Source organism: Rhodoferax ferrireducens T118 (assembly GCF_000013605.1).
Taxonomy (GTDB): Bacteria; Pseudomonadota; Gammaproteobacteria; order Burkholderiales; family Burkholderiaceae_C; genus Rhodoferax; species Rhodoferax ferrireducens.
The window spans coordinates 2,670,291-2,688,520 of sequence record NC_007908.1 but is presented as its reverse complement, the minus strand read 5'-3'; the positions used below and the strand labels follow the sequence as shown (position 1 = coordinate 2,688,520).

Here is an 18,230-nt window from a genome sequence, read left to right as displayed (position 1 = left end):
AACTTGCTGCAAATGCGTGTGCTCATGGCGGGTCATCCCTCAGTACAAAGATGGGGTCAGGGTTTGGCAAACACTTCCTTGGCCATGGTGGCCGCAGACACGGCACTGGGCCAACCGGCGTAGAAGGCCAGGTGAGTGACTGTTTCAATCAACTCGTCTTGCGAGAGTCCGTTCTGGCGGGCAAGAGTCATGTGCGAACGCAATTGGTCAGGCCGATTCATCGCGATCAGTGCGCTCACTGTCACAAGGCTGCGATCACGTGGCGACAAACCCGGTCGCGCCCACACATCGCCATAAAGCACGTTGTCGGTCAGATCCGCCAACTTGGGAGCAACGTCACCAAACAACTGCTGCGCTCGGGAGGGGGTTGGTGAAGTTTTGGCTGCCCCCATCGATGCTGGCAGGTATTGCTCGTCGCTGACCTGTTCCAACCAGGCGACCGTCTTGCCATCCTTTTGCTCCTGCACTGCCAAATGCGTCATGGCGTTATTCGGTGCAGCCCCATGCCAGTGTTTCACACCAGGCGGGATCCGCACCACATCGCCAGGCCTGATTTCTTCAATGGCTTCCCCCCAGCGCTGAACACGTCCGACACCGGCGGTGACGATCAGCGTCTGACCCAACGGGTGGGTGTGCCATGCAGTGCGCGCTCCTGGGGAAAACGTGACGTAAGCCCCGGATGCGCGTTTAGGCTCCTCTGCTCTAAAGAGGTAGTCAATCTTCACTGAACCGGTGAAGTTCTCGGTTGACCCCTGACCTGGTGGCCGCGTGCCTGATCGAGAAATAACAAGCGCAGGTTCAGACCCCGCACTGTTGGCACTCACTGTTTGAGCTGAAAGCGGATTCAGCAGAGAAACAAGCATCGTTGTTGCGAGGATCGTTTTCATCAGAGACCTTTATGTTGAGAGCTTGAACGTCACGCCCGGCTTACACCCAGGCTGCGGCGCACCTCCAGCGTCGGAGATAGTGCAAGTTTCACAATCAAATCAGACAGGCTGTTGAGCGACACGTCATGACCCCGGAATGACTCGCCTTTCTGCGTGAGCTGGTAGTCGATCTCGGCACCATGGGTGAACCAGCCTGGTCGCAGGATGGTGTAGTCGAGGTCAGATGCCTCGATTACGGCGGCTGAATCTCGGTAGGGGTCAAGCACGCTGGCGTATTTCTCCCCCGGCACTTCGCTGTAGATGCCCATGGAGCTGATGAAGATCAGCCGCTTCAATCCGGCCGCGTGCATCGCGTCCACGATCGTCCGGGCCTGCTTGGCCATGTCGCCGGTAAGGCTGGCAAAGACCACGTCCTGTCCCTGCATGGCGGCCCTGAGCGCTTCGCGGTAGGTCACATCGCCTTCAACCACGCTGGCCCGCGCCGGGTCCGGGTTCTTGAGGCGGCTGGCACGGCGCAGGAACAGGGTGAGATGCGCGTCGGTGCGCTGTAAGAAGAACGCCGTTGTATGGCGCGCGACTTGCCCGTTGGCGCCGAGGATGAGGATGCGGGTCATGCTGCGTCCTTCAGCGACGCCATGTCAATCACAAAGCGGTACTTCACGTCGCTCTTGAGCAGGCGCTCATAGGCCTCGTTGATGTCCTGGATGTTGATCACTTCAATGTCAGAGGTGATGCCGTGCTGGCCGCAGAAGTCCAGCATCTCCTGCGTTTCGGCAATGCCACCAATCAGCGAGCCTGCCACTGCCTTGCGGTTCATCACCAGAGGAGCGGAGTTCAGCATCGGATCCAGCGGACCGAGGTAACCCACCAGCACCAGTGTGCCGCCGATGGCGAGCGTCGGCATATAGGGGTTGACGTCGTGCACATAGGGCACGGTGTCGATGATCAGGTCGAAGCGGCCAGCGACTTCGGCCATCTGCGCTTCGTCGGTGGACAGCACAACCTGGTCGGCTCCCAGTCGGCGCGCGTCAGCCTCTTTGCCCGGCGACCGGGTGAACAGTGTGACCTCGGCACCCATGGCCTTGGCCAGCTTCAGGCCCATGTGGCCCAAGCCACCCAGGCCCACAACGGCCACCTTGCTGCCGGCGCCCACCTTCCAGTGGCGCAGCGGCGAATAGGTGGTGATGCCGGCACACAAGAGCGGCGCGGCGCCAGCCAGGTCCAGGCCATCCGGCACTTTCAACACAAAGTCTTGTGTGACGACGATTGTTTCTGAGTAGCCGCCTTGCGTGCGTGTGCCATCAATACGGTCCTCGCCGTTGTAGGTGTAGGTGGCGCCGCTTTCGCAGTACTGCTCCCAGCCCTTGCCGCAGGCGGCGCAGTGGCGGCACGAATCCACCATGCAGCCTACGCCGACGCGGTCGCCGGCCTTGAAGCGCGTCACCTGGGCGCCAACATCAACCACGCGACCGATGATCTCGTGGCCCGGCACCATCGGGTAATTGGCGTTGCCCCAGTCATTGCGCACGTTGTGCACGTCCGAGTGGCAGACCCCGCAGTAGAGGACTTCGATGACCACGTCGTTGTCCCTTGGGCTGCGCCGGTCGAAGCGGAACAAGCCCAATGGACTGGTGGGGGAATGGGCAGCGTAGCTGCGGACGTTGGTGGTCATGATGTCAATACTCCTTGGATAGGTCTTGATAGCAGCCATTCTTGAGACGCTCTGCGGGCATGGGCTCATTGCAGTTGCGTTGTCGTTTGGCAGTGACGTGACTTTAGGGCGATCTGTTTCGACGGACTAGCCCCTGATTCCTTGTGCAAGAAGCAAGTAAAACTTGATAATGGAGGGCAACCAAGGAGTTCCAACCATGCCCATGAATGAACTGCGTGCGATTGCCACCTTCGCCAAGGCGGTGGAGTTGGGCAGCCTGCGGCGTGCCGCCGTCGCGCAAGGTGTCTCTCCTCAGGCGGCCAGCCAGACACTGGCACAACTGGAACAACACCTGGGCGTCCGATTGCTGCACCGCACGACACGCAATTTGGCGCTGACCGACGAGGGCCGGCAGTTGCTTGAGGCCACTCAGCCCGCATTGGCAGCGCTGGAGCGGGCACTACAGCGCGTTCGCGCGTCCAAGGACGACATCGCCGGGCCCTTGCGTATCGTGGGTCCCCAGTCCTCCTTTGTCCCCCTGCTATGGCCGGTGATCGACGAGTTCTGCCGACAACACCCGGATGTACAGCCCGATGTGCAACTCGATGACAGCATTGGAAACTGGGTGCAGGACCGAGTGGATGTGGGGTTTCGCATTGGCGCACCACCCCAGGACGGATTGATCGCGCGGCGGCTGTTCCCGGTGCAACTGATCATCTGTGCAGCACCGGATTACCTGGCCCGCCACGGCGCGCCAAGGACATTGGAAGAACTGGCCTCACACCGCTGCAGCGTTTTTCGCCATCCTGGCACAGGGCAGGTACTGCCGTGGTATTTGCAGGTTGATGGTGAAGTCGTCCATCGCGATATGCCCCTGGCCCTTTCGACCAACGATACTGAGTTGGAACTTCAAGCTGTGCTGTCCGGTCAGGTCATTGCTCAGCTGTCTGGCATGTCTGCCGCACCGCTCATTCGCGAAGGGCGTTTGGTCCCTATACTCACGCAACATATGACGGATCACATGAGCGTTTATGTCTACTACGGCAGCCGTACCTCGCAGCCGGCTCGGGTGCGCGCTTTTATCGATTTGGCGGTGGAGCGTTTGCATGGGGGTGCTGCGGTCATGCTGTCAAAAAGGGAACTCACTTCGGCTGAGGCGGCTGGGCGGAAATTGGGCAACCACCACCGTTGAAACAGGACACCATACTGGCCGAACGCGGCAACCGTATCTAACAGAGAGCGAATTGGGCGTTCAGCAAGCAGCAATTCGCCAATGCCCGCACATGCTGCATCGTCAGACGCCATTTATGGTTTTGATCCGCGTTGAATTGGACAACCAGTAAGCTGCCGGTCGTGAGTGACTCTTTACGCTGCTCAACCGAATTACGGTTTTCCCCATTGCTGACGTTCAATTTTGACGGTCGGCTTCGGAGAAAGTTGACTGGCTCCGGAAGACACAAAGCGGGTGCAGAGATTTCCGATCTGCCTGCTCCAAACCAGCCGTTGAAGGCAACAAGCTGTCAGTCAGCAAGGCGGCCATGAATTTGCGGATGGCGACAGACATGGCGTTCAGGGTCGGCGTGAGGACAACGATCTGGATGGACATGGCACCCAGTGTGTGTGCTTGCAGGCGTTTGAGACCGCAGAAGCGGCCAGGCTTTGTGCTTGTCGGCAGTCTGGACAGCGCCGGAAGCAGTAAGCTGCCGTAACTACAAAAGGATCCCTATGAAAACCGTCCTGATTACCGGCGCCAACCGTGGCATCGGTCTGGAGCACGTGCATCGCTTTGCCAAGCGTGGCATTCAAGTTCTCGCCGCCGTCAGATCACCAACTGATGCCGTGGAATTGCATAAACTGGCCGATACACCTGGCAACTTCATCACGGTCTTGCCCTATGACGCGTCTGATCCCGCAGCCCCGGCTGGTTTGAAGGCCGCGCTGGGTGACACGTCCATTGATCTTTTGTTTGCCAACGCCGGTGTCATGGGCGAGCGAAAACAGTCGTTCGGCTCTGTCGATGTTGAAGAAGTGCTGCACCTTGTCCGGGTTAATTCACTGGCCCCGTTAAAACTTGCCGAAGCCCTTGCAGACAACGTGGCGAACTCAGCCAACAAGTTGATCGCACTTCAGTCAAGCCAGATGGGTTCCATCGGTGACAACAGCTCAGGCGGCTACTACGCATACCGGGTATCCAAGGCCGCACTCAACATGGTGGCCAAAAGCATGTCAAACGATCTGAGGTCGCGTGGCGTGATTACCGTCGCTCTGCATCCAGGTTGGGTGCAGACGCGCATGGGTGGTGCAGGTGCACCCGTGACGGTCGCGCAATGTGTTGCCGGACAACAAGCGTTGTTTGATCGAGTAACCCTGTTGGACAGCGGCCACTTTTTCAATTACGACGGGCGGGAATTGCCTTGGTAGTTTGAAAACGTGATACGTGGCATGAGCAGAACCTAACGTTATGCGGCAGGTTCAGTCACAGAGGGGCTGTACAACTGTTCAATCTGCTTGCTCCATACCGGCCACTCAAACCTAGTGGCGAGTGTCGCCAAACTGGCTGTCAGTTGAATGCCTACAACACCCGCCATCAACCACTTGGTGTCAGCCAGATGCGGCCATTCGGGTTTGGAGAACATCCGAGTCGCGGATGACATTCAGCCCGTGAGAATGATGCAATCAGCAAATGACGAGATCCGTATGCCCGAAGCCCTTGGAGTAATCAAGGACGGAAATGACCGAGGGCGTTACGCGGAACAGGCGGACTTCGTCCGGGCTCGGCATCTTCATCGGCAGAGGTTTCACCTCAGGGTATTTCAGCGGTAGCATGCGCAAGATTTTCTCCGCTTCGGCCTGATCAACCACCGCATGCGCGCGTGCTGCCATCGACAGGCCGGTGATCGTCATCAAATCCGCCGTGTCGTGATCGATCGTCAGCGAGAGCCGATCATCTCGCGCCAGGTTCTTTGCCTTCTGACTGTCCAGCCCGCAGAGAAAATACAGGATCAGGCCCTCGTTCGCGTAGCCGACAGTCGTTGCCTGCGGCCAGCCATCCGGTCGTAGCGTCGCAACCGTCATGATCCGATGTTGGTCCAACAGTGCCAAGATTTTCCGTCTGATTTCGTCATCCATGAGTCGCCTCCACAATCGTTAACAGGTAAAGTTCCACAACATTCTTGGCTTGTTCAAGCGCCCGGCCTGTGCCGCCATGCAGATACAAGAGCAGCTACGCCAGCAACGATGAACAGGATGGGAACGAGCCAACCCGAGATCGGCGCCTTGTCCAACTGCAGGTGAAACAGTCGCGAAAAGCCGGCCACTGCAAAGCCCACGCCGAGCGCCAGCCCAAACTTGTCAAGTTTCAGCCCAAAGTACGTCCGCGCCGCCTGAGCGCCAAGGATGATGACGCCTATTCCAACGAGACCCCCGCCCCAGCCAACGTTGGCGAGGAAAGCAATTCCTACCCAGATGAAGAGAAGGCCCCAACCGATCCTCTCGATGGTCTTGGCGACGACTTGCTTTGCTTCATTCGTTACATCAATTCGAATATCCCTCATGTGACACCTCGTTTCTTCGTCCAGTGCTCAGTAAATCCAACTTCATCGTGAAATTGGCCCAAACTCGCTATTGCGAGAATTCCTTACCCAGTCGATAGGCGCGCTCCAAATACCCTTGCAGGGTGTCTTTGTCCGCCATATTCACTGCATAAAAAAACTCATGTTCGACGGCTTGAATTCCGGGGTAGTGAAAACAGAAGTCGTCGATGAGCCGCCGCATGGCTTCGCGTAGTCCACGTTCCTGATAGGACTCTTCGTTGAAGATCGTGGTGTTGATGATCAAGGCCTTCTCGTGCTTGAGGAGACCGATTCGACCCTCGATGTCACCTCGCCAGCCGGCTGACGTCAAGGAGAAGGCAAACCCAAGCGTAAATACCCGCTTAATCCAACCCTTGAGGATCGCCGGGAATCCGACAAACCAAACGGGGGAAATAAGGACCAGCGCTTGCGCGTCTGCCACCTTGTGCTGCTGTTCCCGAACGTCTGCAGGGCCCATTTTTCGCAGCATGGCCATCACTCCCAGGGGACTCTTGTTGTGAAACTTGCTCCACGCGACAATCCGCTGCAGCAGTCCTGCATCGGGAGCGAACACACGTTCCTTCACGACCTTTTCGACAACATCCGGTGCGTTTTCATCGGGAAGCCAGTTGGCAAAATCTCGGGTCGTGAGAACGGGATTGAATCCGATGGTATAGAGATCAACCACTTCGTTGGTGTGTCCCGCGTCCTCCAGTCCCTTGGTGAACTGCTGCAGCACGGCATGACAAAACGACTTGGGATCCGGATGCGCATAAACGGTCAGAATTTTCATTGCACACTCCACAACCGCGCTGCGTCTTCTCAAGGTGGTGCTGAGCAACACACGCTCACCAACTCGCCATTCGGTTGCGCAACTTCAACGCTGAAATTCTGCTTCTCGTATATCGCTAACGCTTGACAATTAGCAAGACACTGACGACTTGCGCCAAAAATCACCATTGGAAGGTGGCGATGAGGGCGACGGTCCATCCGGTGATGCTGAAAAAGCTGACTTGGGGACTACCGCTCCATTGAATATTTGGAGTTCCTATCGCCAAACTAGCCTGCGGTGGTTCATCAGAATATTTGACTCAGGTCAATGTCCGCTCGTTTCAATGTCAAGGCGGCCGGCCGAGTGAAGAAGTGCCGAACTCCCGGCCACTGAATCCAAAAGACTGAGGTTGTGTGAAAACGTCAACTTTCTGTCCACTGTGCTGAGCCCTCAAATGTTGATATTGAAATCATCGAATTGATGAGGGTCCGCAGATGACGCGATACATCCAGGGGAGTGACCGTAGCCAGGTCACATTGCTGCCAGAGTGCCTTGATGACTACATTGATGAAAACAACCCGGTGCGAGTTGTAGACGTCCTTGTTGATGAACTCGATTTGACGGGGCTTGGGTTTGAACGCGTTGTCCCCGCGATCACAGGACGACCCGGTTACCACCCCGCGGTACTTCTCAAGCTCTACCTCTACGGCTACTTCAATCGCATCCAATCCAGCCGGCGTCTGGAGCGCGAAGCCCAACGCAACGTTGAACTGATGTGGCTCACCGGACGTTTGGCCCCCGACTTCAAGACCATTGCCGATTTCCGTCGCGACAACGGCGTTGGCATCCGCAATGTGTGCCGCCGCTTTGTGGCGATGTGCCGTCAACTGAAATTGCTCTCGCAGGTCGTATGCACGAATGGAGAATCTCAGCGGAACCACTTATAGGGCAACATGGCAGAAAGAACTCCATCTTTAAGAATTAAGTGATGGTAAATAGCGGCAGCGGCGTGCAAGCCGACAATCCACATAATTGCATCTCCTAGAAATTGGTGTACGTCGCCCCAATCGGCCAGTTTTGCGATTGAAGCGTTGGCAATCAGGGGCAATTGGTCGACGCGTACACCGCCGAGTAGCGTCAATGGATGGGCCTTACTGCCCAGCGCCAGGACTGCGGTAGCTGGCAGTGCCAACAGAAGCATCCATAACGCAACGTGAACAAGCTTGCTCGTCAACTGCATCCAACTTGCCATTTGGACCTGCGGCGCTGCTGGACGAAACGCCACCCAGATGAGGCGTAACACGGTCAACGCGAAGACCAATATGCCCAGGGACTCGTGCCAAACAATGTCGCTTCGGGTAGCAGGATCGATGCCTTCGCGCATGAGTCGACCGAAGCCACCCGGCCCAAGGACGAAAGCGATGGTCACGACAACGGCCGTAACCCAATGAAAAACTCGGCTGGGGAAGTCGTATCGGGAAGTGTGTTGTTGATTCATAAAGTTCCCATGAAATTTTGAGCAATTGTGCGACACGTTTGTTATTCAATGATGAAGCTTTCGCATCTGATTCACTGGCCTACGGCCTCCGTTTTCTCTATGAGAAATGGCCGCTCCCAATTTTGAGTGGATCCTCTGCGGCGCATGTCGACCGTCCGCTGTTGGTCGGTTGTCCCTGGCCAGTTGAAATCCGCAGCCCTGGCCAAATCTGCGTAGACCGCCACATCACCCTATCAAATGCATATTTAAGCAACGAACTGGCCACCGGGCGCCTTAAACAGGTCAAGTCGCCCCTTATCGACAAGGACCCTTTGGGTTTAGGCTCGGATCAGATCTGCGCCATGACGCGCAAGCCTTAGGCGCGGCGCCAAATGGGGTTGGGCAGGACGTCCCGAGCGACTGCTCGCGTTTAGACGGTCATCCAAAATCAATTACTTAAAAGTAATTGCAGAATCACCCCAGTGGCGATTGCAACTAAAACATAGTCGCCCCCGGTTTGGACCCAATGGTAGCCGCGCGGTGGTGCACTCAGTTGGTGGCCACGCCAGTCGTCCACCACGTATTGCCTGCTGCGGTACTGTGCTGGAATACGCTCGCCCCTATAAAACGCATGGTCTGGACCTGCGCCACGTTCACCACGATGTGCACTGTCGTTTGGGTGTGACTGGTATTGAGGGGGAAGCGGTCGGCGCGCATTGTGGTCACGACGATCTTGCTGTCCCCGACCATTCTGCTGGTCGCCACGCTGCGCCTGTCCATTTCTATACTCGTCTTGGCGATTCCCATTGCCCTGTGCGAAAGAAAATCCTCCCATGCTCATCGTCACGGCCATGATGGCCGAAATAGCTGCTTTACTTTTCATACTGATCTCCATTTGGTTGGTCGTTGTCAAACTACGTGCTCATGCGCACTGCCAAGCACTCTGTTCCGACTGATTGCCGATTCAGCAGTTCAGACTAAGTCTAAGAAGCCATAGGGTCTGTGCGCCAGCGAACCAAAGATGCATAACTCACCGCCAAATAGCGTGGCAGGTCGTTGGCCCCCGAATAGGGAGGTGTACGTAATCTTGCAAAGATTGTTAATGAACGCGCGAAGGGGTCATTCAAGGACTGGAACGACTTCATCGTGCGCGTCAAAGGCATCGGTGAAGTGAAGGCCGCTAAATTGTCGTCCCAGGGGCTGACTGTCGGTGGCACTGGTTACAAGGGCGTGCCTGCGACCGCTGCAGCAGCCAAGAAAGAAGACAAACCAGTGGCAAAAACGCCGGAGAAAAAGGCTGAAGAAAAACCCGTTGCCGCCAAGGAAGTCGCGAAGGACGCGACAGCGTCCGACTGTGAAGCCCAAGCCCTTGACAAGACCGGTAAGCCGCTTGCTGGCGCTGCCAAGTTGGCATTCGTGAAAAGCAAAGCTGCGTTCATCAAGAAGTGTGAGGCTGGTGCGAAGGCCAGCAAGTAATCAACAGCACTCTATCGCGAGGGTGCCGACCAAGGTTGGCACCCTCATGTCGCGTTAATTCGGGTACTGCACGGCGCCTCGGGCAGAGCGCCGGGATGGCGGCCGCTCTTTGCGGGCTCCAGACCCTCAACCGAAGAACTTGCCTTTTAGTAGATTCATCCCCTGCGCCAGGAGATCTCCGCCTTCTGGGACCGTGCCCTGCGGTGTGAGCTTATCAATCACTTGCGGCAAATATTCAGCCAAGCGGGCTGACGCCTGATCGGGGTCGATGCCCAGTCGGCTGGCAAAATTCTGGATCTGCTCGCTGCCCAGCACACTTTGGATTTGCTCGGCGGAGATAGATTGATTCTGACCCGTCGAGACCCAGGACTTGACAACCTCGCCTAAACCGCCGGTCTCAAAGGACTGAAGGATTCCAGCGAGGCCACCGGTCTGGGGGTTGTTGACCAACTGAAGAATTGCGCCGAGCGGAGAGTTACCGCCTTCGCCTTGTTGGCCCGACAGACCTCCCGTCGCGCTAAGAATCTGATCGAACAAGCCCATGATGAAGTCCTTTCGGAAGGTATTGAAACTGGTGGTGAAATCAATTCACGCCCTTGCTGCTTCTTGCCTTTTTAACGAGGCGTGGCAATTATCCCGCATCCCCATTTGTTCTGCTGTTTGAGACACAGTGCCCGCCGAATCCTCGATGAAAATAACGACCCAGTGGCATCAGGATCTTCATTACACTTAAAACCGGTTACCGAAAAATAATGGCCGCATCACTTAAGGAGAGCATCAAATGAGCATTGCATCTGACTTCAAAGAGTTTGCCATGAAAGGCAATGTCGTCGACCTCGCGGTCGGTGTCATCATTGGTGCCGCATTCGGCAAGATCGTCGATTCGATCGTCAAAGATCTCATCATGCCGCTGGTCGGAAGGGTTGTGGGCGGTCTTGACTTTTCCAATTACTTTTTTGTGCTTTCTGACCCGCCAGCTGCGTTCAGGGGTCCGATGACCTATGAGGCACTGACCAAGGCTGGCGTTCCGGTCTTCGCCTACGGAAACTTCATCACGGTGGCTGTGAACTTCGTGATCCTGGCTTTCATCATCTTCATCATGATCCGCCAGATCAACCGCATGAAGAAAGAGACGCCTGCTGCACCACCACCTTCGACGCCGGAAGACATCGTACTTTTGCGACAGATTCGCGACGCGCTCTTGAAGTAGTTCATCAGAGTCGCCGGTTTAATTTTCGTCACGGCCAGCGCGCTGCGGTCTTGACTCAATTCCTGGCGCCCGCGGTTCAACGACCAAGGGCTTTTTTTTTTTAGAAGGACACTCCTGTGAAAAAGATCATGAAATTCATGGCTGCTTTGATTGTCGGCTTGGCCACGACATGGGTTCAGGCCGAAGGACTGGCCGGCATCAGCAGCAGCGATGCCAGTGCCAGCGTCAAGGAGGCGCTGACGACAGGTGCCAAATACGCAGTGTCCTCGCTTGGCAAGGAAAACGGTTTCCTTGGCAACAGCAAAGTCAAAATCCCATTGCCGGAACCGCTCAATCGCGTTGAAGGATTGATGCGTACCTTCGGCATGGCAAGACAGGCCGATGAACTGATCGAGACGATGAATCATGCGGCCGAAGCGGCGGTCGCCCAAGCGGGACCGATCCTGATGGATTCCATCAAGAAGATGTCAGTCAAGGACGCCAAGGATATTCTCACTGGCGGTGACGACAGCGTTTCTCAGTATTTCAGACGAACATCGAGTGACGCGTTGACACAGAAGTTCAGGCCAATCGTCAAGCGCGCTACGCAAAAGGTGCAACTTGGAGAGAAGTACAACAACATCGCCGGCAAGGCCGCCAGTGCCGGCCTCATTGACCAGAAGAATGCCGATCTCGACAGTTATGTCACCCAGAAAAGTCTGGATGGGCTTTTCGCAATGATTGCCGAACAGGAAAAGTCCCTGCGTTCAAACCCGCTGGGTGCCAGCAGCAGCTTGCTGAAAAAAGTCTTTGGTGCACTGTAATCAATATATCAAAGTACAAATATTTCGGAATTCGACTTGGAGATGAGCGTGTCAGCAGGGCTGCCTCTTCTCTCCGTCAAACTATTGCGTGGTTTGAACAATTGACAATGCGCAACACAAGCGAACTGTTTTTTGCGTAGGCTGCAAGCTACAGCGCTGGGGGCGCGTCTGGAGGCCGTATCCAACTTGGACTGCGGCTCAGGCGGCTTGGACCGATGATTCGCGGCCCCTTTTTTTGGAACGGAGCAATTCATGGACACGGGAAGAATTGCCACGTGGATGGATCAGGCACAACCCATTCTGGTGGCCTTTGGCCTGAAGGTCGTCGGCGCCATTGCGGTCTTTGTCGTGGGTCGCTGGTTGATCAGCTTGGTGACGAAGCTGGTGGGTGCCGCCATGACCCGGCAACAGCTGGACCCCACGGTGCAGCGCTATCTTGTCAGCTTCATCACGGTCGCGCTGAACATCATCCTGGTGGTCGCCATCCTGGGTTATTTCGGTGTTGAGACGACTTCGTTTGCCGCCTTGGTGGCTGGTGCCGGCGTGGCCATTGGTGCGGCGTGGAGCGGATTGCTCGGCAATTTTGCGGCGGGCATCTTCCTGCTGGTGCTACGCCCCTATCAGGTCGCTGACTACGTGATGATTGGTGGCATCGAGGGTACGGTGCTGGAACTGGGTCTGTTCGGCACGACGCTCACCACTCCCGACAACGTCAAGACCCTCGTCGGCAATGGCAAGATCATGGGCAGTGACATCAAAAACTACTCCGCCAATCCTTATCGTCGGGTCGAACTGGTGGCGCAACTCGCGGGCAGCGCCGATCTTCACAAGGCGATTGCTCTGTTGAAACAGGAGGTGTCGAAGGTGGCCAATATCAACACGACCCCACCGGTCGACGTCGAGATCCTGGAATTCAACGAGTTTGGCCCCAAGCTCGCGGTGCGGCCCCATTGCCATACCGAACACTACTGGCAAGTCTATTTCGATACCAACAAGACGATTGCGGATACCCTGGGCGCTGCGGGCTTCCCGGTCGCAACCCGCCCAGTCAAGGTCTACCCGATTTGACATGACCGCCTGCCCGAATCGGGCGTGGCAGCTCGGCATATCGAGCGGCAGGGTATCCAATTGACTGAATGCACGATGCGGCTTGACTGGCAATGTGTTGGAGCGCCATAAAGCTGCCGTTCGCGAACGTCGGCTTGTGCTGCGCTGCCGACCTTAACGCCCAAGAAACCAGCTTGTCACTTTCTCCAAGCAATCCCGTTCCACGCCGGGTTTAAGCCATCAACGCCTTAAACCTCAAACGCCGTCTCCATCACCCGCCCCGCCTCAATCGTGATGCAGCGCGCGCAACGCGAGGCAATGGCGCGGTCGTGGGTGACCAGCACCAGCGTGGTGCCGAGTTCGCGGTTCAGGTCAAACATCAGCTCCATCACTTTTTCACCGGTGGCAAAGTCCAGGCTGCCGGTGGGTTCATCGGCCAGCAGCAGCGCCGGTTTGACGACAAAGGCGCGCGCCAGCGCCACCCGCTGTTGCTCGCCGCCACTGAGCACCTTGGGGTAATGGCCCAGGCGCTCGGACAGGCCCACGCGCGCCAGCATGTCGGTCGCGGCCTGTCGGGCATCGCGCCTGCCAGCCAGTTCCAGTGGCAGCATCACGTTCTCCAGCGCTGTGAGATTGCCCAGCAATTGAAAACTCTGAAACACAAAACCGACTTTTTGGGCCCGCACGGCCGCGCGCTCGTCTTCATTGAGGGCGAACAAGTCCTGCCCGCCCAGCCGGACGGTGCCACGGCTGGGTGTGTCCAAACCCGCAATGATCGACAACAGCGTGCTTTTGCCGGAACCCGAAGCCCCGACAATGGCGACTGTTTCCCTGGCATTCAACGCAAAATCAATATCGCGCAAAATGTCGAGCGTGCCGGTGGAATCGGTGACCGACTTGAACACGTGTTCAACAGAAATAATTGAATCAGACATGAGGCTTTCTTTGTATCGAACTGACGAGCATCGGCGACACTTTATCGCCACAGGCGTACTCGCAGCAGTTGCGGGGGTATCACTGTTATCACCGGCCAATGGCGCTGCCTCAGCCCCTAAAACCATCCAAGCCAGAAAAATCCTGGTGTTGGGCGATTCGCTGAGTGCCGAGTATGGCCTCAAACGCGGCAGCGGCTGGGTGGCGCTGCTTGAGCAGCAACTCAAGGCCGAAAAGATTCCGGCCAGCGTGATCAACGCCAGTATCAGCGGCGACACCACATCCGGCGGACGCGCGCGGCTGGGGTCGCTGCTGACCCAGCACCGGCCGACCCATGTGCTGATTGAACTCGGTGGCAATGACGCACTGCGTGGCTTGCCGCTGGAACTCACCCAGGATAACCTGACGTTCATGACGCAGGCGGCGCAACAGGCCGGCGCCAAAGTGCTGCTGATCGGCATGCAGATTCCACCCAACTATGGCAAAGACTATGGCGAACGTTTTGCCGCGATGTTTGCCAGCGTGGCAAAAGCCAGGCGCGCCGCGTTGGTGCCGTTCTTGCTCAAAGGTATTGCCGAAGATGACGCGACCCGCTTGTTTCAGGCCGACCGCATCCACCCCAAGGAAGAGGCCCACCCTCTCATGCTGGCCAATGTGTGGCCGGAATTGAAAAAGATCCTGTAATGAGCCTGAACATCCTGCCCGCCACCGAGGTCATCGCTCGTTTGCATGAGTTTGACACCGTCATCGACGCCCGCAGCCCCGGCGAGTTCGACGAAGACCACTTGCCGCACGCCGTCAACTGGCCGACTCTCAACAACGAGGAACGCCGCGATATCGGCACCCTGTACAAACAGGTCAACGCCTTTGAAGCCAAAAAACGCGGTGCGGCGATAGCGGCGCGCAATATTGCAGCGCACATTGAACGTGCGGTGATCGACAAACCCAAAGACTGGCAGCCGCTGGCCTACTGTTGGCGCGGTGGCCAACGCAGCGGCGCGCTGGCGCTGATTTTGAGTCAGATTGGTTTTCGGGTCACGCTGGTCGAAGGTGGCTACAAGGCATTTCGGGCCGCTGTGGTGCAGGATATTCCACGGCTGGTCAGTGGCCTGGACTTGCGTGTGATCAGTGGCACCACGGGTTCGGGCAAAACGCGCCTGCTGCAGGCCCTGTCCGAACAAGGGGCGCAGGTGGTGGACCTGGAAGCGCTGGCCCGGCACCGCAGTTCGGTGCTCGGTGCCATTCCGGGACAGGCGCAGCCGACCCAAAAGCGCTTTGACACGCTGGTGTGGCAGGCGTTGCGAGCGCTGGACCGCACGCGACCGGTCTTCATCGAGAGCGAAAGCAAGAAGGTCGGCAATGTGGCCGTGCCGACCGCGCTGATCGAAGCCATGCGCCAAAGCCCCTGCCTCAACCTGGTGCTGCCGGACGCCGAGCGTGTTGCCTTGTTGATGGAAGACTACAGTTTTTTTGTCAGCGACGTCGAGAGCTTTTGCGCGCGTCTGCAGGTATTGACCGAGTTCAAGGGCAAGGTTCTGGTACAGGGCTGGCAGGAGCAGGTGCGCGCTGGCAACATCGCCCCGGTGGTGCAAGCCCTGCTCACGCAGCACTATGACCCGACCTATCTGCAGTCGATGCAGCGCAATTTTTTGCGCTTTTCAGATGCAAAAATAATAGCGCCCCAAGACCATTCGATGGGGGCTATGGCGCTTTTGGCTCAAAAAATAATGGAAGAAGCGTGGTGAGCGCAACGTTGGTATAAAACGGGCCTTTTCAAGCCAGCGCTTCCATCAGTTCCGTCTCGATCTCGATCTGCGCGCGGTTGTGTTGCAGCTCCGGCCCCTCAATCAGGAAGGTGTCGTCCACCCGTTCCCCCAGCGTGTTGATCTTTGCCAGTTGCAGGTTGATTTTGTGCCGCGCCAGCACCCGCGCCACGCAGTACAGCAGCCCAACCCGGTCACTGGCGGAGATGTTGAGCAGCCAGCGCTGCCCTTTCTCGTCCGGGCGCAGGGTGACACGGGGCGTGATCGGGAAGCTTTTCACCCGGCGTGACACCCGCCCGCGACTGGGCGGCGGCAACGGGCCCGCTTCTGCCAGGACGCGACTGAGCTCACTCTCCACCATGCTGGTCAGCTCGCGATAGTGCTCGGGCAGGGCAGAGGTGACCACTTGAAACGTGTCCATGGCGTAGCCGTTGTTGGCCGTGTGCACACGCGCGTCCAGAATGCTGAAGCCGCCCTGGTCAAAATAGCCGCAGATGCGGGCAAACAGGTCGGGCTGGTCCGGTGTGTAGACCACCACCTGCAGTCCCTCTCCCACCGGTGATTTGCGCGCCCGCACGATTGGTTTGCCGGCGCCCACGTGGCGCGAGAGTTGCCGCGTGTGCCAGGCAATGTCGGCCGCATCGTGGCGCAGAAAATAGCCCACGTCCAGTGTCTCCCACAGGCGTTTGTGGGCCTCAAACGGCTGGGCGTGCAAGGCCAGCATGATCAGTGCATCGCGCTTGCGGGCTTCCACTTCATCGTGCGGATCGGAGGCGTGACCACCCAAAACCCGCAAGGTCAGGCGATACAGGTCTTCCAGCAGCTTGCCTTTCCAGGCATTCCAGACCTTGGGCGAGGTGCCGCGAATGTCGGCCACGGTAAACAGGTACAAAGCGGTCAGATAGCGCTCATTGCCCACGCGTTTCGCAAACGCGGCGACGATGTCGGGGTCGCTCAGGTCGGATTTTTGCGCCACCCGGCTCATCGTCAGGTGCTCGTGCACGATGAACTCGATCAGTTGGGTGTCTTCTTTTGAGAACGCGTGCTGCTTGCAAAAGCGGCGTGCCTCGACGGCGCCCAGTTCCGAGTGGTCGCCGCCGCGGCCTTTGGCGATGTCGTGAAACAGCGCCGCCGTGTACAGGATCCAGGGCTTGTCCCAACCCGCGGCGAGCTGGGAGCAAAACGGGTACTCGTGGGCGTGTTCAACGATAAAGAAGCGCCGCACATTGCGCAGCACCATCAAGATGTGCTGGTCGACCGTGTAGACATGAAACAAGTCATGCTGCATCTGCCCCACAATTTTGCGAAACGCCCACAAGTAGCGCCCCAGCACCGAGGTCTGGTTCATCAGACGCATGGCGTGGGTGATGCCGCTGCGTTGCAGCATGATTTGTTTGAAGGTTTCGCGATTGACCGGGTCGTTGCGAAATTTGCCATTCATCAGGTCGCGGGCGTTGTAGAGCGCGCGCAAGGTGCGGGCCGACAGTCCTTTCAGGCCGGGCGTGGTCTGATAAATCAGGAAGGTCTCCAGAATGGCGTGCGGCTCGCGCTGGTACAAGTCGTCGCTGGCCACCTCCACCAAGCCCGCCTTGTCATAAAAGCGTGCATTGATGGCTTGCGGCGCTTGGGTCGACGGGTTGAGCCGCTCCTCAATGTTCAGCAACAAAATCTGATTGAGCTGGGTCACGGCCTTGGCCGACCAGTAATAGCGCTTCATCAGTGCCTCGCTGGGGCGCACAAACGCCCGATTGTCGGTGTTGTCAGGGGGCGCCTCAAAGCCAAAAGACTGGGCCATCGCGTTTTGCAAATCAAACACCAGCCGGTCCTCGCGCCGCCGCGCAAGCAAGTGCAGGCGCGCCCGGATCAGCCGCAAAACCGCTTCGTTGTGTTTGATCTGTTGGACTTCAAAAGCGGTGGCCAAGCCGCTTTTGGCCAGCGCGTCCCAATCGTTGCCGTAGCCAGCCGCCTTGGCCACCCACAGAATGACCTGCAAATCACGCAGGCCGCCCGGTGACTCCTTGCAATTGGGTTCCAGCGCGTAGGGCGTGTCTTCAAATTTGCTGTGGCGCTGGCGCATCTCCAGCGTCTTGGCGATAAAAAAAGCGCCGGGGTCGATCGCTGAAAAAAACTGACGTTCAAATCCGGCAAACAGCTCGGCGCTGCCCGTGATCAGCCGGGCTTCGAGCAGCGAGGTCTGCACCGTCACGTCGCGGGCGGCTTCCTCCAGGCATTCGGCAACCGTGCGTACGCTCGAGCCGATCTCCAGCCCGGCGTCCCAGCAACTGCCAATAAAACCTTCGATCTGGGTCTTGAGTTGAGCGTCGTTGGCGGGTGAATGCTCGTTGGGCAAGAGCACCAGCACGTCGACATCGGAGTAGGGAAACAGCTCGCCGCGCCCAAAGCCACCGACGGCAATCAGGGCAAACGGGCGGGTAAAACCGGCCTGCCGCCATAATATTTTGAGCGTGCCATCGGCCAGCGCAGAGAGTTTGCCCAGCGTGGCCCGAACACCGCGCGTGGTGGTCCCGGGTGAGGCAATGGCTTCCAGGATGGTGGATTTTTGCGCCCGATAACGGCTGCGCAGCGCTTGAAGATCGGTCATGCTGGGCCCCATAGTGCCTGCGTCGCTTGTTTCCAGG

20 protein-coding genes and 1 pseudogene are annotated in these 18,230 nt (G+C 57.6%); 9 read left to right on the top strand and 12 right to left on the bottom strand.

The window, feature by feature from the left end:
* Nucleotides 1–56 precede the first annotated feature (56 nt).
* The 3 genes from RFER_RS12335 to RFER_RS12325 are packed head-to-tail and all read right to left on the bottom strand — an operon-like array spanning nt 57 to nt 2,559.
* Entirely contained in the window at nt 57–863 is an 807-nt protein-coding gene (locus RFER_RS12335; RefSeq protein ID WP_049765745.1) for a (R)-mandelonitrile lyase, read from the bottom strand.
* Between the two features lie 53 nt (nt 864–916).
* Entirely contained in the window at nt 917–1,501 is a 585-nt protein-coding gene (locus RFER_RS12330) for an NAD(P)H-binding protein (protein WP_011464725.1), read from the bottom strand.
* Nucleotides 1,498–2,559 carry an NAD(P)-dependent alcohol dehydrogenase gene (locus tag RFER_RS12325; RefSeq protein ID WP_011464724.1) on the bottom strand — a complete coding sequence of 354 codons (1,062 nt, stop codon included), beginning with the start codon at nt 2,557–2,559 and terminating at the stop codon, nt 1,498–1,500. The genes RFER_RS12330 and RFER_RS12325 overlap by 4 nt, the downstream gene beginning before the upstream one ends.
* 196 nt (nt 2,560–2,755) lie before the next feature.
* Here RFER_RS12325 and RFER_RS12320 point away from each other — a divergent pair, with 196 nt between their 5' ends.
* Nucleotides 2,756–3,730, top strand: a complete 975-nt coding sequence (locus RFER_RS12320; protein ID WP_011464723.1) for a LysR family transcriptional regulator — start codon at nt 2,756–2,758, stop codon at nt 3,728–3,730.
* Nucleotides 3,731–3,946: 216 nt separating this feature from the next.
* Here the strand turns inward: RFER_RS12320 and RFER_RS12315 are convergent, their stop codons facing one another.
* Nucleotides 3,947–4,144 (bottom strand): hypothetical protein, encoded by a 198-nt coding sequence (locus RFER_RS12315; RefSeq protein WP_041790664.1) that lies wholly within the window; start codon nt 4,142–4,144, stop codon nt 3,947–3,949.
* Nucleotides 4,145–4,263: 119 nt separating this feature from the next.
* Between RFER_RS12315 and RFER_RS12310 the strand changes: the two genes are divergently transcribed.
* On the top strand, nt 4,264–4,959 hold the full coding sequence (locus tag RFER_RS12310) for an SDR family oxidoreductase (protein ID WP_011464722.1): 696 nt from the start codon (nt 4,264–4,266) through the stop codon (nt 4,957–4,959).
* A gap of 255 nt (nt 4,960–5,214) precedes the next feature.
* Here the strand turns inward: RFER_RS12310 and RFER_RS12305 are convergent, their stop codons facing one another.
* The 3 genes from RFER_RS12305 to RFER_RS12295 form a co-directional block, all read right to left on the bottom strand.
* Nucleotides 5,215–5,667: a pyridoxamine 5'-phosphate oxidase family protein gene (locus RFER_RS12305; protein ID WP_011464721.1), complete on the bottom strand. Its 453-nt coding sequence runs from the start codon at nt 5,665–5,667 to the stop codon at nt 5,215–5,217.
* A gap of 53 nt (nt 5,668–5,720) precedes the next feature.
* Complete coding sequence (locus RFER_RS12300; protein ID WP_011464720.1) at nt 5,721–6,092, bottom strand: hypothetical protein; 372 nt, start codon at nt 6,090–6,092, stop codon at nt 5,721–5,723.
* A gap of 67 nt (nt 6,093–6,159) precedes the next feature.
* Entirely contained in the window at nt 6,160–6,903 is a 744-nt protein-coding gene (locus RFER_RS12295) for an NAD(P)H-dependent oxidoreductase (RefSeq protein ID WP_011464719.1), read from the bottom strand.
* Between the two features lie 473 nt (nt 6,904–7,376).
* On the opposite strand from RFER_RS12295, the pseudogene RFER_RS23490 reads away from it, so the two are divergent.
* Nucleotides 7,377–7,787: pseudogene (locus RFER_RS23490) on the top strand (transposase); the annotation flags it as partial.
* Nucleotides 7,788–7,810: 23 nt separating this feature from the next.
* Here RFER_RS23490 and RFER_RS12285 read toward each other — a convergent pair.
* Together RFER_RS12285 and RFER_RS23485 are read right to left on the bottom strand one after the other, a co-directional pair.
* The gene (locus RFER_RS12285; protein WP_041790659.1) at nt 7,811–8,380 is read right to left on the bottom strand and encodes a cytochrome b; all 570 of its coding nucleotides are present in this window, start codon (nt 8,378–8,380) and stop codon (nt 7,811–7,813) included.
* 427 nt (nt 8,381–8,807) lie between these two features.
* Nucleotides 8,808–9,242, bottom strand: coding sequence for an RcnB family protein (locus RFER_RS23485; protein ID WP_011464716.1), 435 nt, complete (start codon nt 9,240–9,242; stop codon nt 8,808–8,810).
* Nucleotides 9,243–9,505: 263 nt separating this feature from the next.
* Here RFER_RS23485 and RFER_RS24610 point away from each other — a divergent pair, with 263 nt between their 5' ends.
* Entirely contained in the window at nt 9,506–9,835 is a 330-nt protein-coding gene (locus tag RFER_RS24610; protein ID WP_011464715.1) for a hypothetical protein, read from the top strand.
* A gap of 126 nt (nt 9,836–9,961) precedes the next feature.
* On the opposite strand, the gene RFER_RS12265 is transcribed toward RFER_RS24610, so the two are convergent.
* Entirely contained in the window at nt 9,962–10,378 is a 417-nt protein-coding gene (locus RFER_RS12265; RefSeq protein WP_011464714.1) for a YidB family protein, read from the bottom strand.
* 238 nt (nt 10,379–10,616) lie between these two features.
* Here RFER_RS12265 and mscL point away from each other — a divergent pair, with 238 nt between their 5' ends.
* The 3 genes from mscL (at nt 10,617) to RFER_RS12250 (ending at nt 12,916) form a co-directional block, all read left to right on the top strand.
* A complete protein-coding gene (gene mscL, locus RFER_RS12260) occupies nt 10,617–11,045 on the top strand; it encodes a large conductance mechanosensitive channel protein MscL (RefSeq protein ID WP_011464713.1) in 429 nt (142 codons plus the stop codon).
* A 116-nt stretch (nt 11,046–11,161) separates the two neighbouring features.
* Nucleotides 11,162–11,848, top strand: coding sequence for a DUF4197 domain-containing protein (locus tag RFER_RS12255; protein ID WP_041790651.1), 687 nt, complete (start codon nt 11,162–11,164; stop codon nt 11,846–11,848).
* 252 nt (nt 11,849–12,100) lie between these two features.
* Complete coding sequence (locus RFER_RS12250) at nt 12,101–12,916, top strand: mechanosensitive ion channel family protein (RefSeq protein ID WP_011464711.1); 816 nt, start codon at nt 12,101–12,103, stop codon at nt 12,914–12,916.
* Nucleotides 12,917–13,143: 227 nt separating this feature from the next.
* Here RFER_RS12250 and RFER_RS12245 read toward each other — a convergent pair whose 3' ends face one another.
* Entirely contained in the window at nt 13,144–13,830 is a 687-nt protein-coding gene (locus RFER_RS12245) for an ABC transporter ATP-binding protein (RefSeq protein WP_011464710.1), read from the bottom strand.
* On the opposite strand from RFER_RS12245, the gene RFER_RS12240 reads away from it, so the two are divergent.
* Both RFER_RS12240 and mnmH read left to right on the top strand, forming a co-directional pair.
* Nucleotides 13,829–14,512 carry an arylesterase gene (locus RFER_RS12240; RefSeq protein ID WP_084795503.1) on the top strand — a complete coding sequence of 228 codons (684 nt, stop codon included), beginning with the start codon at nt 13,829–13,831 and terminating at the stop codon, nt 14,510–14,512. The two genes, RFER_RS12245 and RFER_RS12240, sit on opposite strands and share 2 nt — an antisense overlap.
* Nucleotides 14,512–15,573, top strand: coding sequence for a tRNA 2-selenouridine(34) synthase MnmH (gene mnmH / locus RFER_RS12235; RefSeq protein WP_011464708.1), 1,062 nt, complete (start codon nt 14,512–14,514; stop codon nt 15,571–15,573). The genes RFER_RS12240 and mnmH overlap by 1 nt, the downstream gene beginning before the upstream one ends.
* 28 nt (nt 15,574–15,601) lie before the next feature.
* Here the strand turns inward: mnmH and RFER_RS12230 are convergent, their stop codons facing one another.
* Nucleotides 15,602–18,193, bottom strand: a complete 2,592-nt coding sequence (locus RFER_RS12230) for a [protein-PII] uridylyltransferase (protein WP_011464707.1) — start codon at nt 18,191–18,193, stop codon at nt 15,602–15,604.
* Nucleotides 18,194–18,230: the final 37 nt, after the last annotated feature.